The following is a 15,448-nucleotide window of genomic DNA, read 5'->3' as shown; positions in this document are numbered from 1 at the left end:
GCGGGCGCCGAAGGGCCTCCTCCAGCCCTCAACCCGTCACGGCAACCGGTTCGTACTCTCACTCTAGACGGCTTTGCGGGGGTCTCCCACAGGCGAATTTGGGGCAAAGGCGGTCCGCGCCAAATCGGCAAATGTCGCTGACCATCTCGGTATGGTTGTTGCTACCGGACTGCGCGGCGGATGCGGTCGGTAAGCGTTTGTTCGACGTCGAAATAGCCCTCCCAGGCTTCCGGCAGCTGAGCGCGCGCGGCGGCGGCGAAAACATCGAAACAGTTGGCGCTTTCGCAGGATGGCAACTCCTCCCAGCTGACGGGCACCGCGCACCCCGCCCCGGCGCGTGCCCGAGTGGACCAGGGACAGATTGCAGTGGAGCCCTGGCCGTTGCGTAGGTAATCGAGAAACATTCGGCCCTTGCGCTTGGCCTTGCTCATGTTGGCGACGAAGCGCGACGGATCTGTACGGGCCAGCAGTTCGGCGAAGTCTTGGCAGAAGCTCTTGACCTCGTCCCAGTCTGCCTCCGGGACGAGCGGCACGACCACATGAACGCCCTTGCCGCCGGACAGCAACGGCCACGACTGCAGTCCAAGCGCTTCCAGGATGCCCCGAATGTCGAGGGCTGCCTGCTTGACGGCAGTGAAGCCCAAGCCCTCGTCGGGGTCGATGTCGAAGATCATGCGGTGTGGCAGATCCGGCTGCTGGCGCAGGCTTCCCCAGATGTGGAATTCGAGCACGTTCATCTGGACGCCTGCGATCAGCCCAGCCAGGTCATCGATCCACAAAATCCGGCTTTCCTTCCCGGACATCTTCTCCAACTGGCCGTCATGGATGGCCTTGGGCATGCCTGGCAGTCTGTGTTTCTGAAAAAAGGTCTGTTGCAGGTCGCCGTCGGTATCGCGCACCAGTGATAGCGGCCGATCCTGGATGTGCGGCAGCATCTTCTCGGCGACCACGGCATAGTAGGCGGCGAGCGTGGCCTTGGTTACCTTGGTCCCCGGATACATTACCTTGTCCGGATGCGTCAGCTTGACGCCGACAGCAGCGGCGATCTCCTTGCCGATTCCCGGATCGAGATAGGCGGAGCCAAGAGTTGCCGGCGTCTTCGGCATTTCCATCACCACCTGGTCGGCTGGCTTGTCTTCCCGCATGCCCTTAAAGCTTGGATGCCGCAAGCTGCCGTCCGATGTCACTTCGGCATAGGTGACCTCGGCAACAAGCTCGGGCCTCACCCATCGGGCACGGCGGGCAATGTCTCGCGGAACGGAGGCGAAAGCCGGTTTCTCAACACGGCGTGTCTCGAGCTTCGGGAGGATGTCCTTGCGCATCGCCGCGGTGAACCCCGTGCCGACGCGGCCGCGATAGATGAGCTTGCCATTGTCGTAAGTGCCGAGGATTAGCGAGGCCATGCCATGTCCTGTGTCACTTGGTCGATAGCCGCCGACGACGAATTCCTGTCGCTTCGTGCACTTGATCTTGAGCCAACTCCCGGTGCGTTCGCCGACGTAGGAGCTGCCGGCACGCTTGGCGATGATGCCTTCGTGGCCGCCCTCGCACATGGCGTCGAACACCCTTTTGCCTTGGTCGACGATGTGGCTGGAGAATTGCAGGCTGTCGTCAGGGCGGCGCGCGCCCAGCAGCGACTCAAGCCGCGCCTTGCGCTCGAGGAGCGGCTGGTTCGACAGATCTTCGCCATCGGATTCAAGCAGATCGAAGGCGTAGAACTTGAGGGGCATACCCGCGGCAATGCCGGTTTTCAGCATGGAGAAGTTCGTGCGGCCCTGGCTGTCGATCGCGACGATCTCGCCATCGATCAGCACCGCGCCTTTGGTCAGTCTCTGAAGCGGCGGCAGGATGACCTTGAACTGTCGGGTCCAGTCGTGGCCATTGCGGGTATAGACGACGACGTTCGAGCCGGAGATGGCGACTTGGGCACGATAGCCGTCGAACTTCATCTCGAAGAGCCAATCCCCGCCCGCCGGTATGTGGTCTGTCAATGTGCAGAGCTGGAACGACCGAAACCCGGGCAGCGGATATGTAGGGATAGATTCTGAGTCTCTGCGCCGTGTGCGCCTTTTGCTGAGAGTGCCATCTACAACCGACATGCGGAACTCGGATACATAGTTCATTCAATACCCTGCCCCGGATTCGGTTCCATGCCCAAGCATCTCCGCGCCGGCGACCGCCGGCGCTCACAGGAAGAACGGCGTATAAGCCGCAGTCCTGCGCGCGTCCGTAAAACGGGCGATTGTCGCGCGCAGGACGTAGGAAATTCGCCCCCGCCGCGGGCGGTGAACGGGACAGCCGTAGGAGCGTCAGCATAGCGCCGGCCGCAGGACGGGACGCGGGACCGACTGTCCCCGTCCGCGGCGGTCCGTGTGGATCTCGGCAGCAGGCGTTGGCTCCCTGTTACGCCCACAAGGCGGCGTCAACAGCCATCAACGATCGGCTGTGATCAAAGCGCGTCAGTACTCGATGCGCATAGAAGGCGTAGAGGCGCGCGTCGATACCAAGCTGATCCGCAGAGGCAGTTCAATAAAGACGGCGTCCGTCCGGAGTGGACGAATTCACTTGGAAGGAGCGTCGGTAATGCATTGGGCTGGTGTTGAAGCGGGCCCGAAAAGCTCGGAAATATGTCGCGGAAGACATAAATCCGCTTGCTAATCCGGTTTCCCGCACGCTTAGCGTGCTATAAAGAAGCAATTCCTTAGCGCGCTGCAGTCGAAACGTAATGTAGTAGTTCTTTGGACTTGCTTTTAAATGCTTCCTGAATAAATGCTGAAGCTCTCTTTGGGAAATTCTGCATTCATTCGCCATGGCTTGGATCGACAGCGGATCCTCGATGTTGTCTTGCATCAGTTTCTGCGCACAAAGAAGAACAGGATTTGAATGCCAAGCGTTGCCATTTATGATTTGACGTTGTTGACCTGTCTCGCTTTTGACTGACGGGTAAATCATCTCGTTTGCGACAACATCCCGCAAAACCCTGCCGCAAAAACGATCCAGCATGAAGAGCGCATAGTCCAGGCAGGCGGCCTGGCCCGCGCAGGTCGACCGGTTTCGATCTACGACAAACAGCTGTTCGACGATCTCCGTTTCGGGATATAGCTCCTTGAACGACGCCAACGTGCTCCAATGGCCCGTGGCCTTGAAACCATTGAGCAGCCCCGCTTCCGCGAGAAGCAGCCCACCAGCGTCCAATCCGCAAAGATGGGCGCCAGCAGATGCCTGCCTCCGGAGCCATCGAAAAAGCGAGGCTTTGCCTTGTCCGCCCCAGGCATACGAGGAGTACAGAAGCACAAGGTCGTAAGTTGTCGGCGCGTCGATCGTAGCTGTAGCGGGAATCGAGATGTCGAGATTGGTGTTGGTGCACTGGCCGTCGATAGAAACAAATTCGATCGTGAAAAGGCGCGATTTGCTCATCCGGTTGGCGGCGCGAAACGGCTCTATCGCCAGAAGCGTGGCGTAAAGCGACGGCTCAATGCAGACGACCGCTATGCTGTGCTGGGCGTCAAAGGGCGACGTTCGATTCCGTTTCTGTTCCATCCAACGGTGCTCGTATCCAAACGTCCCTAATGCTGACCAGCGTGCCATGGTTTAAGGGGGACTAGCGATAAGCGCAATCCTTGCGTAATGCGCTATCGGCCTTCGTCTGCGAGCTGGCGCTGCCAGGTCCCCATCGCGCCCGCCGCTCCAATGAGGCCGTAGCGTCTCTTGGAAACGTGACCTTGACCTATTCGTTGGAAGCCCTCCATCCATCACGACCATATCGTGCTTCAGGATCTTGGACTTGATTGATGGGGAACACTTCAACGGCGCAACTTGGGCGAATTGGAAGACCAAGTTCACCAGGCGGTCGCCACCCGAACCGTATCCGACGGCTTTGGCCACTCTGATCGCCCGCCGAGCGGAGCACATTGATAAAAAGGGAGAGCGCGGACTTGAGGATTGGTAGCGGCGCAAACCTTGTGGCCATTACCATTGGCACAGCTATTGCGCCCTTCTCCGACCGCGATTCCGTCTTTAGGTGTTTCACGTCCTTCGAAGCTCCATTGATCGACAGGGCTAAGACCCTGGCTGCGCCGTTCATCCTCAATCGGCATCCCGACTGCGTCAAGCGTTGAAGGCCGAGGAAAGCCTAGCCTTACCGCCAGACCGCCTATCAGGCGCGGTCGGCTCGAACAGGATTGCGGTAAACGCAATGTTGTTGGCGCAAAGCGATATGCATGGGCTGCAATTCGCTGGCAAGCTACTGAAGGGCTGCGCCTAGAACCGCGCTACGCGCTCAGTGACGAGCCCAGGATGCGATGGGAGATGACAATTCGCATCACTTCACTGCCAGTGCGTTAAACATAGACATGCACGATGATATATCATATCAAGGGCTAATAATGCCGGAAGACGTAACAATGGGAGTTGCTACAATGATGGTTATGCAGAACAGCGGTGCCCACGCGGCTCGCATCCTTCGGAGAAATACGCTCGCTCTCTCGCTGGCGGGTGCGGCGATGCTGATGCCCTTCGGTGTTGGCGCGAGCCAAGCGCAAGACAAGCCACTGGTGGTCGCGCGCGATATGGATATCAATTCCTTGGATCCCGGGCGGGCGTGGTGCGACACTTGCCAGATCTATTTGACGTCCACTTATGCGCGCCTTGTGAATCTCGACAAGGATAACAAGACGATCGTGCCGATGTTGGCGGATAGCTGGACAGTCAATGCCGACCAGACCCGTTTCACGTTCAAGCTCAATCCGAAGGCGGTCTTTTCCGATGGCTCGCCGGTGGAAGCGAAGGACATAAAATGGACGCTGGAGCGATTCAAAAACGTCAAAGGCAACGCCTCATATCTTGTGGATCCGATAAAATCGATCGAAACGCCGGACGCGCAGACCGTCGTCATTGATCTCAACGCGCCAAACTCGGAGTTCCTGAGCGTTCTGTCCGCGCCTTTTCTGTCCATCCTCAATTCCAAGCTCGTTGCGGAACACGGTGGCGACGCCGGACCAGACGCTGCTACCAAGGACACTGCGGAGCAATGGCTGCTCGCCAACTCCGCAGGCGCGGGTCCGTTCGTCCTCGCGTCATATAGCCCGAACCACGAGGTACGGCTGAAGCGCAACGACAAGTTCTGGGGCACGCCGGCCGCTCTCTCCGAGATCATCCTCCAGCAATCGAAGGGTGGCGTGAGCCAACTTCAGCTCTTGGAGGGCGGTAGCGCTGACATCGCGATGCAAGTGGACCCGACCACGGCCAAGGGCATAACCAATCCGGACATCGTCGTTGATGCCCAGCCCTCGCTTAACATGGTCTATGTCGCTCTTTCTCCCGGGGCCAAAAATCTGTCCAATCCGCTGGGAAGCAAAGTTCGCGAAGCGATCGCCCACGCGATCGACTATGATGGAATCATCGATTTGACCCTTGACGGCAAGGGCCGCCGCCTTGCGACTGCCATTCCGGAAGGCTTCCCCGGAACCGGCGGTGCGGAACCCATCTCCTACGATGTGGAGAAGGCAAAGGCGCTCATGAAGGAGGCGGGTGCCGAGGACGGGTTCACCATCGATACCGCGTTTCCAAACGTCAACACATACGGTGTCGACTACAGCTTGATGATGCAGAAGATCCAGCAGGATCTTTCGGAAATAAAGGTTCAGCTCAACCTGGAGCCAATCGAGTTCACCGTCTGGCGCGAGCGTATAAACGGAGACGGGATCCCGTTCACGGCGGTTTTCTATGCACCCGATTATTTCGGGACCGCGCAATATATCCAGTATTTTTCGATGATGAAGGATACCGCTTGGTACAAGCGGGCTGGCGCGGGTAAAGATCCGAAACTCGCCAGGCCCGAAGCCGCGGAGCTGTTGCAGAAGGCTCTCGCCACGAGTGGAGCTGAAAGTGACGGCTATTTCCGCAAACTTGCCGTCGGAATGGCCGAGGATCATATCATCCTTCCGATCGTTAGCCCCGACAACATCTTCGTCTACAAGAAGGGCCTGTCGGGACTTCGTTTCAGCGCTTGCTGCAACATGGTTTTGTCCGAAATTTCCTGGAAATAGAGCCGACCTTTTCTAACGAAACAGAACCGATGCCGGAGAGTGTATCTCCGGCATCCGGGTATTTTTCCCTTAAAAGAGGTATTTATTATCATGCCAACGGAGTTTGATCGCGACGTCGTGGTCATCGGCGCCGGTCTGTCGGGTCTCAATGCCGCGACCCTGTTGAAGGAAGCCGGCCTTTCGGTGATCGTGGTCGAGGCGCGCAATCGCGTGGGAGGACTCACATATTCTCCGACAAGCGCGGCCTATGGAGGGCGCGTTGATCTTGGCGGACAGTGGGTATCGCCCAAGCATGGACGCATCAACAAGCTGATTGAGAAGTACACGGTTCCGTTGATCAAGCAGTTCGTGACGGGGCAGCGGGTTTGTCTGCACGGCGAGGACGCGTTTGTCGGGGCAATGGGGACGGTTCCCGGTCTCACTGACGATGAGCAGACCGCGTATAAAAACGCCTTCGGAAAATTATACGAGGCCATGGACCGGATTGCGGCCAACCCATGGGAGAGCGCCGATGCCGATCAACTGGATTCCATCACTTACGCGACCTGGGTAAACAGCGTGTGCGAGCCAGGACGGGTTCGCGGGGCAATGACGCGCATCCCGGGAGCCTATTATGGAGCGCTGGCTGAGGAGATCTCCGCCCTTGAGTTGCTCCAGAAGCTGAAGTCTTGTGGCGGGCCTATCTTTATGTCGTCTACCGAGGGCGGCGGCCAGTCAGCCCATATGATGGGAACCCAGATCGCATCGGAGGGAATGGCGCGCGATCTTGGTGACGACATCGTGCTTTCGGCTCCCGTGCGAACCGTGGATTGGACAGCGAAAGGTGCGAAGGTTCACTCGGAAGCCGGCGTGTGGCGGGCCCGCTATGTCGTCTTCGCCACCTCGCCGACCATGATCAACCAGATACGCTTCACGCCCCAACTGCCGTCAAAACGCAGAATGCTGCATCAGCGCTTCCCCAACGGGCGCAACACCAAAGCGGTCATCGTCTACGACAGGCCATTTTGGCGTGACCGCAACCTCAATGGCAACGTCATCTCCACCGATGGGTCTCTCACCGCGGCGTACGACCTTGGGGACGAAGAGGCGCGCAAGGGAATCCTGATCACACTGTTCACCGGACTTCCCGCTTATCGTGTCGACAATCTCGCGCCTGCGCAGCGAAAGGCTCGCGTTCTCCAGCTGCTGACGCAGGCGCTGGGACCGGAAGCGCAAGACCCGGTCGAGTATATGGAACGGGTTTGGGCGGATGAAGAATGGTCCGGGGGGGCATCGAGCCCCTTCCTGACACCAGGTGCGCTGACAACAATAGCTGGTGACCTTCGCGAACCGGTAGGGCCTCTGTATTGGGCCGGCACACACATGTCGCCGGAATATAGAGGATACATGGAAGGAGCCCTGGCTGCGGGTGAAATCGCTGCCAGGCGAATAACGGAGGCGTGTTAACGGCGACGGGATAAAAGGGTCAGAACTGGTACGCCTTATCGTTAAGTAACTGAGTAGCGAGACTCCGAATGCTGACATACGTCCTGAGACGGCTTCTTGCCATGCCCCTGCTTTTGCTGGGCGTGGCGGCCTTGGCCTTTTGCCTTTCTCACATGACGCAGGCCGATCCCCTCGCGGCCCTGGTTAGCGATCGAATGACGAACAACCCCGAGGTCGTGGCTGCAGCCAAGGAACGTTGGGGGCTCGACAAAAGCCTGCCCGAGCAGTTTCTCATCTATGTCAAGAACCTCGCCACCGGCGATTTCGGTGTATCTTTTCGCACGCGCAGGCCCATCCTGACGGACATTGCAGAGCGACTTCCAGCGACACTTGAACTCGTCATCGCAGCGATGATCTTTGGCACTCTAAGCGGTGTATTGCTTGGGATAGTGGCCGCGCGCTTTCGCGATAAGTGGGCGGATTACATTGCCCGCCTGTTCGCATTGTTTGGCTCGACGATACCCGTCTTCTGGTCGGGTCTACTGCTTCTCTACATATTCTCGGTTCAGTTTTCGCTCATACCAGGGCCGGGTCGTTTTGATCCGCGCGGCGAACCTCCGCCCTTCGTAACCGGGATGTACACGATAGACGCGCTTGTCGCCGGCGATTTCCGGGCTTTCCTGACAGCACTGCATTATCTCCTGCTGCCCGCCTTCGTTCTCGGCTGGTCCGTGACCGGAATCCTGGCCCGCCTGGTGCGAGCCAGCATGCTCGATGTCCTGGGCCAGGATTACATTCTGGCGGCCCGAGCGAAGGGCGCCGGAGAGAGACGCACTCTGTTCAAGCATGCATTGCCCAACGCCATGATCCCCACGCTTACGATCATCGGATATTCTTTCGCCTATCTGATCACCGGCGCCGTGCTGACAGAATCCGTCTTCGCATGGCCCGGCATCGGATCCTACGCAGTGGATTCGGCCAGAACGCTCGACTATCCCGCGATCATCGGCGTCTCGCTTGTGGGCGCGGCCGCCTTCCTGTTCTCCAACCTGATCACCGACGTCGCTTACGCATTCGCCAACCCTCGTATCAAGCTGAGCTGAATGGCATGACTTCCATCGTTTCGATAGCAAGTTCGCCGCGCCAGTGGCACATAGCGAGGCCTGCCCTGCTGATTGGTATAGGCATCCTTGCCGTGTGGACGGCAATTGCGTTGACGGTTGACTTCTGGGCACCTTACGCGCCTCTTAAAATTGTTGGCCGGCATCTCCAATCTCCCTCTTTGGCCCATTGGCTGGGAACCGACTCACTTGGCCGCGACGTGCTGATCCGCACGTTCTACGGCGCCCAATACTCCCTATCCATTGCCGTCATAGTGGTTGCCGCCTCTGTGCTCATTGGCTCAGCCCTTGGGGCACTATCCGGTTTTTTTGGCGGCTGGGTCGACTCCTTGCTGATGCGCCTTGTCGACGTAACCTTGTCTTTCCCGCCAGTGTTGCTGGCCATGTCTATCGCTGCCTCACTTGGACCAGGGGTACAAAGTACGGCCATCGCTATCGTCGTCGTATGGTGGCCTGTTTACGCGCGCCTGATGCGAGGCCAGGTGCTTGAGGTCCAGTCTCGAGACCACATCGAAGCGGCGATTGCCGGCGGAGCCTCGCGAACACGGTTGCTGCTGAAGCACATCCTGCCGCTTTCCTGGACTCCAACGATCATCAGCGCCACCATGGATTTCGGGCAGGTCGTCCTCTTGGCCGCGTCGCTGAGCTTCATTGGATTGGGCGCCAAACCACCGACCCCCGAATGGGGCTCGATGATAGCCGAAGGCGCCGCGCACTTCTATTCCTGGTGGATCGCGTTTGGGCCGGGTCTTGCGATCTTGTCTATCGGCCTTGGCTGCAACTTCGTCGGAGATACGCTCCGCGACATATTAGATCCGAAGGATGACTAGTCGTGACGTCCGATAGCCCCTTGCTAAAAGTCGACGATCTGCGCGTTACGCTGCGACGAGGGATCGAGGTCGTGCGCGGTGTGAGCTTCAGTGTCCACGCGGGAAAGGTCGTGAGCATCGTCGGCGAATCCGGCTCTGGCAAATCCATGGCAGTTCGCGCCGTGATGGGCCTGCCGCCGCCCATGGCTTCACTATCCGGATCGATATCGCTCAATGGCGAGCAACTCATCGGGGCTCCGGAGCGCCGTCTAAAGCAATTGCGCGGTTCGAAGATCAGCATGATCTTTCAAGATCCGATGACGGCTCTGAACCCAGTCGTGAGGGTCGGGGAATTGATCGCGGAAGCGGTGCGACTGCACAATCCCCAGATGTCGGCGAGGCAGGCCGCCCTGCGTGCGATTGAATTGCTGGAAACCGTTGCCGTGCCTCAGCCTGACGTCCGCGCAAGGCAATACTCGCACCAGTTCTCTGGCGGTATGCGCCAGCGGGCCATGATCGCAATGGCCATAGCAAACAATCCTGACGTCCTGATCGCTGACGAGCCGACAACGGCTCTCGACGTGACCGTGCAGGCGCAGATCATCGAGGTCTTGGCGAACTTGCGCCGGATGTTTCCGGTCGGGCTTGTGTTGATCACACACGATCTCGGCGTGGTCGCCGGTGTCGCCGACACCGTCGTGGTGATGTATGCCGGAAAGGTGGTCGAGACAGGCGAGGTGCGCGATATTTTTCATAACTCACGGCATCCCTACACGCGCGGCTTGCTGGCGTGTCTCCCCGACATCGAGAAGAAGGGCGGCAAGCTGATACCAATCCCCGGCAACCCCCCATCGCTATCGACAAGACCGAGTGGCTGTCCGTTTCGCCCGCGTTGTCCAATCGCGCGAGACATCTGTGCCCACCAAGAGCCACCGCTCAGGCACGTGGATCGCGTTGAGACCGCGTGTCATTTCGCCGAAGAGCTGCGCTCGCCCGGCGCGCCGGCACTCCAAGCCACCGGAGGCCACGGATGACGACAACCATGACAGCGCCTCTGGGCCAGGAAACGCCGGTCCTTTCCGTCAGGAATCTGAAGAAGTCCTTCGATATACGGGGCGGGCTCTTTGGCACGAGGCTGGCCATGCAGGTACACGCCGTGTCTGGCATATCATTCGAGCTGTTTCGGGGGGAGACGTTCGGGCTCGTCGGCGAGTCCGGATGCGGCAAATCCACGCTTGGAAGATGTATCCTTCGACTTGTTGAACCTACCTCGGGCGAAGTCCATTTTTCAGGCACCAACATAACGAAGCTCCCGCGCAACCAGATGCGCAAGTTCCGTCGCCACATTCAGATTGTTTTTCAAGATCCCCTCGCCTCACTTCACCCGCGCATGACAGTGCGATCAATCATCGCCGAACCTTTGCGTCTGATTGGGGTGACAGGAGCGCCCGCGCTAAAACGCGCGTCGGAGCTGCTCGATTTGGTTCGACTGTCGCAAGAACACGGTGACCGATACCCACATGAGTTGTCCGGGGGTCAGAGACAACGCGTGGGTATAGCACGCGCCCTGGCCCTCGAACCGACCGTTCTGGTTCTTGACGAACCGGTTTCCGCGCTTGACGTGTCCATCCAGGCCGGCGTCCTGAACCTCCTGGAAGAGCTGCAGGAAACGCTCGGAATCTCCTACGTTTTCATCGCCCACGACCTTGCTGTGGTGCGCCACGTCTCCGATCGGCTAGCGGTCATGTATTTGGGGCGCATCGTGGAAATCGGAGAGGCCTCCGACATCTACGAACACCCGGCCCATCCATACACGAGGGCCCTATTGTCGGCAGTTCCTTTGCCTGACCCAGACAAGGAGCGCCAGCGCCAGCGCATAACGCTGACAGGAGACGTTCCAAGCCCGATGAACATTCCTTCCGGCTGTCCCTTCCGCACCCGCTGTTGGAAGGCGCAAGACATCTGCAGGGAAGTCACCCCACAACTGGAAACGCGCTCCCAGGGCCATGCCGCCGCGTGCCATTTCCCGGAGGCCTAGATGCCGCGCACAACCCGAACCTTGGGTAATCGGCAGGGGGCAATTTGAGTTCGAACAAACAGCTGGTTTTCGGCGCCGTGGCAGATGATCTCACCGGCGGCTCCGAACTCGCGTCCATGCTTGTGGCAAGGGGCATCCGGACGCGTTTCACGATCGGCACGGCGACAGATTCTGGCGCGGATTTCGATGCCCATGTAATCGCACTCAAGACACGCGTGGTTTCCGCCGACGAGGCGATCTCGCAGGTCTTGCAGGCTGCCGAAACACTCCTTGCCCGAGGCGTACGACAGATATTCTTCAAGTATTGCGCTACCTTCGATTCAACTGCCGATGGCAATATTGGCCCTTGCGCCGAGGCTCTGATGGATCGGCTTGGCGCTCGATACGCTCTTTTTTGCCCTGCATTCTGCGAAACTGAAAGGACGGTCTATCAAGGTCACATGTTTGGGGGCCCGCAATTGTTGGCCGAGTCGCCGAAACGCAACGACCCGCTGACGCCAATGACCGACTCTAACTTGGTGCGGGTCCTGCAACGGCAGTCTCGCCGCAAGGCGGGCCTGGTGAATTACAAGGCGGTCGACGCGGGAGCAGGCGCTATTCGTGCCGCGTGCGAAACCCTGGCCGACCAGGATATTTCGCTTGTGCTGGTAGACACTCTACACGAGCGCCATCTGGCCTCCATAGCCGAAGCCAGCGTTGACATGCCGCTCCTGACCGGTAATTCCTCGATTGCCGCGCATCTTCCGCCAATCTGGCTGCGAGATGGACTTATCTGCGCCACGCACTCCGGCACGCTCCCCGGCGTGATGGGACCGGGCGCTGTTCTGGTGGGAAGCGTTGCCGAGCAGACACTGCTGCAGCTTGAGTGGTTTGCGCGAACTTATCCATTCATCACCGTGCATTTGGAACGCGCCTTCGCCGGCGACGATGTCGTGGGGGAAGCGATTGATTTCGCACGCAAGGCGATTTGCGACAACGTCCCGTTTGCGATCAGCACGGCGCAACCTCATGGTTCCGTCGAACGGCTGCAGTCGAGGTACGGGCGCTACGAGGCGGCTGCCAAGGCAGAAGATCTCCTGTCGCGTGTTGCGACCACGATCACCCTTGAACTGGGCGTGCGGCGGTTGGTGGTGGCGGGGGGGGAAACGTCGGGCGCCGTCATCTCGGCGCTCGGAATATCGGAAATGACCGTGGGACCCTATCAGGGTCCCGGAATGGCGCGCGCCGTGACCTCACTGCCGGCCCGGCTGGCGTTGATGCTCAAGTCGGGAAAACTAGGCAAGCTGGATGTGTTCCAGACCGTTCTCGACGAAATGCAACGCGATTTGGCCTATACGCCCGCCTCGGAATGGCCGCCTTTGAAAAAATAACAACATATTGAAATGTCGACCTCCGCTGCCGCAGGATATTCATCTCGTCTCGGCCTTCGCTCTCAATCTATGACCGTGAAGCCCAGCATGGCCTCCCGGCTCCGTGCCTGCCTGGAGTAGCCTGTCGAATGCCAGCGGAAACAACTGCTGGCCACTTTCGATCGGTCTCGCGTCTCTCCACGATCACTGCTTTATACTAGACACAGACGTTTACCATGATATATCATATTAAAAATCGAGGTCCTTTGCCGGAAGACGTATGCCCAAAATCCCGCCAGACAGATCCTTTACCAGAATGTTTCGAACCTATTTGCATAGCGTGCTGTTCTGGCGCTGGATCGTGAAAGCAGCTGGTGAGAAATCAGTAGCTAACTGTGGCCAGGTGACGGCCAGCGCGCCATCGTTTTGTTGTTGAGAGGGAGGGCAGTCAGGCATGAGAAAATCCATGGCCACGAAGATATTTCTGGTAACAGGCGCAGCGAGCGGTATCGGCGCCGCGATCGCGAGGTTGGTGGTCGACCGAGGTCATAAAGTCGTCGTGGCAGATATCAACGAGGCAGGGGCGCGGAGCGTTGCTGAGGCATTGGGTGACAATGCCATGGCCGCGAAGCTTGATATCCGCTTGCCGCAAGAATGGGAAAGCGTCGTCGACGCTGCCTATGCTCGATTTGGCGCCTTGGACGTTCTTGTCAACAACGCGGCCGTGGTCCACACCGGGTTGACAAAAGATGTATCGCTGGCGAAGCATGAGCAGACGATGACGGTCAACGTCATTGGGCCGATGCTCGGAATGCTGGCGGTTCTTCCTCGTTTCCGGCAGCAGCAATCAGGGCACATTGTGACCATCTGCAGCATGACCGCGTTCCTCCCCTTCCCCGGCATTGCCAGCTATGCAGCCTCCAAACATGCATTGCGTGCAATTCATTTTGGGGTGGCCATGGAAGAGCGGCACGAGCCGATTAATTTCACCATCGTTCATCCAAGCTCGACTGAAACTCCCATGCTGGAGGAAGAGGCCAGGACGGGGGTAGCACTGGCTTTCGCAGTGCCATCATGGAAACCGGAAGATGTTGCCGAGATCGTACTGGCTGCCATCAAAAACCAAAAACAGGAAGTCTGCATACCGGCCTCTCGTGGCCGCCTCGTCAAGTCGATAGGCGGAAGTCCCCGAAAGCTTTTCGAGATGGTCGAAAGAAACGAAAAAATAGGTGCGAAAAACCTTGCGGAACGTCTAAGTGTGGCAAAGACGATAAGCTGACGGTCCCTTGGACGTAGACTGCCTCATGGATGGGTTAGCGAGGAAAGGGTAAGCAATGGGAACGCACTGGACGCGGCTTGGAGAATGAAATGAGCCTAGCCGACGAAACGGAAGACCAGGCTTCCATGGGTTTGTCGCGCGACAGCCTGTCGGCGATGATCTACGACAGTCTCAAATCCAACTTGATGACAAGTGCCTACGAACCAGGTGAGCGGCTCAATATCAGGCGCCTGGCGATCAGCTTCGACACATCCCCTACCCCGGTGCGCGAAGCCGTCATGCAACTTGTGAGGGACGGTGGACTTGAGCTGCGGCCGGGACACGAACTGCGTGTACCGATTCTTTCGGTGGACCGATACCTGAAGATACGTCAGGTGCGAGCTCCTTTGGAGCGTCTGGCAACGGAACTGGCGGCCCCCCGGATATCCAACGACGTTCTGGCGAAATTGGCGCAGGTGAACGATAAATTCCTGGCGGCTGAAGAAGCAGGCCATTGGAAAGTCGCCCTCTCCTTCAACACGGAATTTCACTTCCTGGTTTATGCTACCTCGGGAAATGAAATTCTTGTAAAGGCAATTGAGAATTTATGGCTCCAGACGGGTCCCTTTCTGATTAATCAGTATCCTTCGGCAATTCACCCCCACGATGAACACCACCCCCACCTGGAGCTCATCGATGCGCTGCGGCGCCGCGCTTCTGCCGAGGCGGGCGAGATCGTCCTGCGCGGGATGGAAAAAGGCTCTGCACTGATCATCGACAAGCTGAAACGAGACCCGCGGTAGGGAACCCGAAACCAAGAAAAAATCGCGGGACAAGCTTTGTCGTGAGCGCGTGGATATATCATATGAACTAGAGCGAAATCTCGTATACGTCCAATACATCAAGGAACTTGGCTGAAAGGAATTTATCGTGTCATCCGCAGAACGGCTAAAAGAATTGGGCATCGAGCTGCCTGCTTTGGGCGCGCCAAAGTATACCTATGTGCCTTTTCGAAGGGCGGGGGATATCGTCTTCCTGGCTGGACAAGTACCTCGTTTGCCCGACGGCTCGTACCTCACCGGGAAAGTTGGTGGTGATTGCTCCCTAGAGGACGGGAAAGAGGCAGCGCGTCTCTGCGGGTTGCATATGCTGACGTCCGCGCAAGCAGTGACCGGCTCACTGGATGACATCGAATTCTTGAAGGTCTTCGGGATGGTGAACGCGGCTCCCGACTTTCGCGATCATGGGGTGGTGATCGAAGGCTGCTCCCAGCTGCTCGTCGAGGTTCTAGCTGAGCGTGGTCAACACGCTCGATCCGCGGTCGGGATGGGATCCCTGCCCGGCAACATCCGTGTCGAAATCGAAGCCGTTCTCCGGGTAGTGAAATAGATTTGGGTCAGT

At 58.4% G+C, this 15,448-nt stretch carries 12 protein-coding genes; 10 read left to right on the top strand and 2 right to left on the bottom strand.

Annotation, left to right across the window (positions count from 1 at the left end; genetic code table 11):
• Positions 1-161: 161 nt before the first annotated feature.
• Positions 162-2,123 carry a DNA ligase D gene (ligD, locus tag AC1DXM_RS26645; RefSeq protein WP_477237762.1) on the bottom strand — a complete coding sequence of 654 codons (1,962 nt, stop codon included), beginning with the start codon at positions 2,121-2,123 and terminating at the stop codon, positions 162-164.
• Between the two features lie 403 nt (positions 2,124-2,526).
• Positions 2,527-3,540: a GlxA family transcriptional regulator gene (locus tag AC1DXM_RS26640; protein ID WP_477237760.1), complete on the bottom strand. Its 1,014-nt coding sequence runs from the start codon at positions 3,538-3,540 to the stop codon at positions 2,527-2,529.
• Between the two features lie 881 nt (positions 3,541-4,421).
• On the opposite strand from AC1DXM_RS26640, the gene AC1DXM_RS26635 reads away from it, so the two are divergent.
• From AC1DXM_RS26635 to AC1DXM_RS26590, 10 genes are all read left to right on the top strand, one after another.
• The gene (locus tag AC1DXM_RS26635) at positions 4,422-6,047 is read left to right on the top strand and encodes an ABC transporter substrate-binding protein (RefSeq protein WP_477237962.1); all 1,626 of its coding nucleotides are present in this window, start codon (positions 4,422-4,424) and stop codon (positions 6,045-6,047) included.
• Positions 6,048-6,086: 39 nt separating this feature from the next.
• Positions 6,087-7,493 carry a flavin monoamine oxidase family protein gene (locus tag AC1DXM_RS26630; RefSeq protein ID WP_477237758.1) on the top strand — a complete coding sequence of 469 codons (1,407 nt, stop codon included), beginning with the start codon at positions 6,087-6,089 and terminating at the stop codon, positions 7,491-7,493.
• A gap of 68 nt (positions 7,494-7,561) precedes the next feature.
• Entirely contained in the window at positions 7,562-8,575 is a 1,014-nt protein-coding gene (locus AC1DXM_RS26625) for an ABC transporter permease (protein ID WP_477237756.1), read from the top strand.
• Between the two features lie 5 nt (positions 8,576-8,580).
• Positions 8,581-9,423 carry an ABC transporter permease gene (locus AC1DXM_RS26620; protein WP_477237754.1) on the top strand — a complete coding sequence of 281 codons (843 nt, stop codon included), beginning with the start codon at positions 8,581-8,583 and terminating at the stop codon, positions 9,421-9,423.
• Positions 9,424-9,425: 2 nt separating this feature from the next.
• Positions 9,426-10,436, top strand: coding sequence for an ABC transporter ATP-binding protein (locus AC1DXM_RS26615; protein ID WP_477237752.1), 1,011 nt, complete (start codon positions 9,426-9,428; stop codon positions 10,434-10,436).
• On the top strand, positions 10,433-11,440 hold the full coding sequence (locus AC1DXM_RS26610; RefSeq protein WP_477237750.1) for an ABC transporter ATP-binding protein: 1,008 nt from the start codon (positions 10,433-10,435) through the stop codon (positions 11,438-11,440). Before AC1DXM_RS26615 ends, AC1DXM_RS26610 begins: the two co-directional genes overlap by 4 nt.
• 44 nt (positions 11,441-11,484) lie before the next feature.
• A complete protein-coding gene (otnK, locus tag AC1DXM_RS26605; RefSeq protein WP_477237748.1) occupies positions 11,485-12,810 on the top strand; it encodes a 3-oxo-tetronate kinase in 1,326 nt (441 codons plus the stop codon).
• A gap of 445 nt (positions 12,811-13,255) precedes the next feature.
• Positions 13,256-14,068, top strand: coding sequence for an SDR family NAD(P)-dependent oxidoreductase (locus AC1DXM_RS26600; RefSeq protein WP_477237746.1), 813 nt, complete (start codon positions 13,256-13,258; stop codon positions 14,066-14,068).
• Positions 14,069-14,157: 89 nt separating this feature from the next.
• Positions 14,158-14,850: a GntR family transcriptional regulator gene (locus AC1DXM_RS26595; RefSeq protein ID WP_477237744.1), complete on the top strand. Its 693-nt coding sequence runs from the start codon at positions 14,158-14,160 to the stop codon at positions 14,848-14,850.
• 127 nt (positions 14,851-14,977) lie between these two features.
• A complete protein-coding gene (locus tag AC1DXM_RS26590; protein WP_477237742.1) occupies positions 14,978-15,436 on the top strand; it encodes a RidA family protein in 459 nt (152 codons plus the stop codon).
• Positions 15,437-15,448: the final 12 nt, after the last annotated feature.

Source organism: Mesorhizobium sp. P3_A2 (assembly GCF_056403115.1).
Note: the sequence above shows the minus strand (reverse complement) of the source record. Positions and strands in the feature narration are given on the sequence as shown.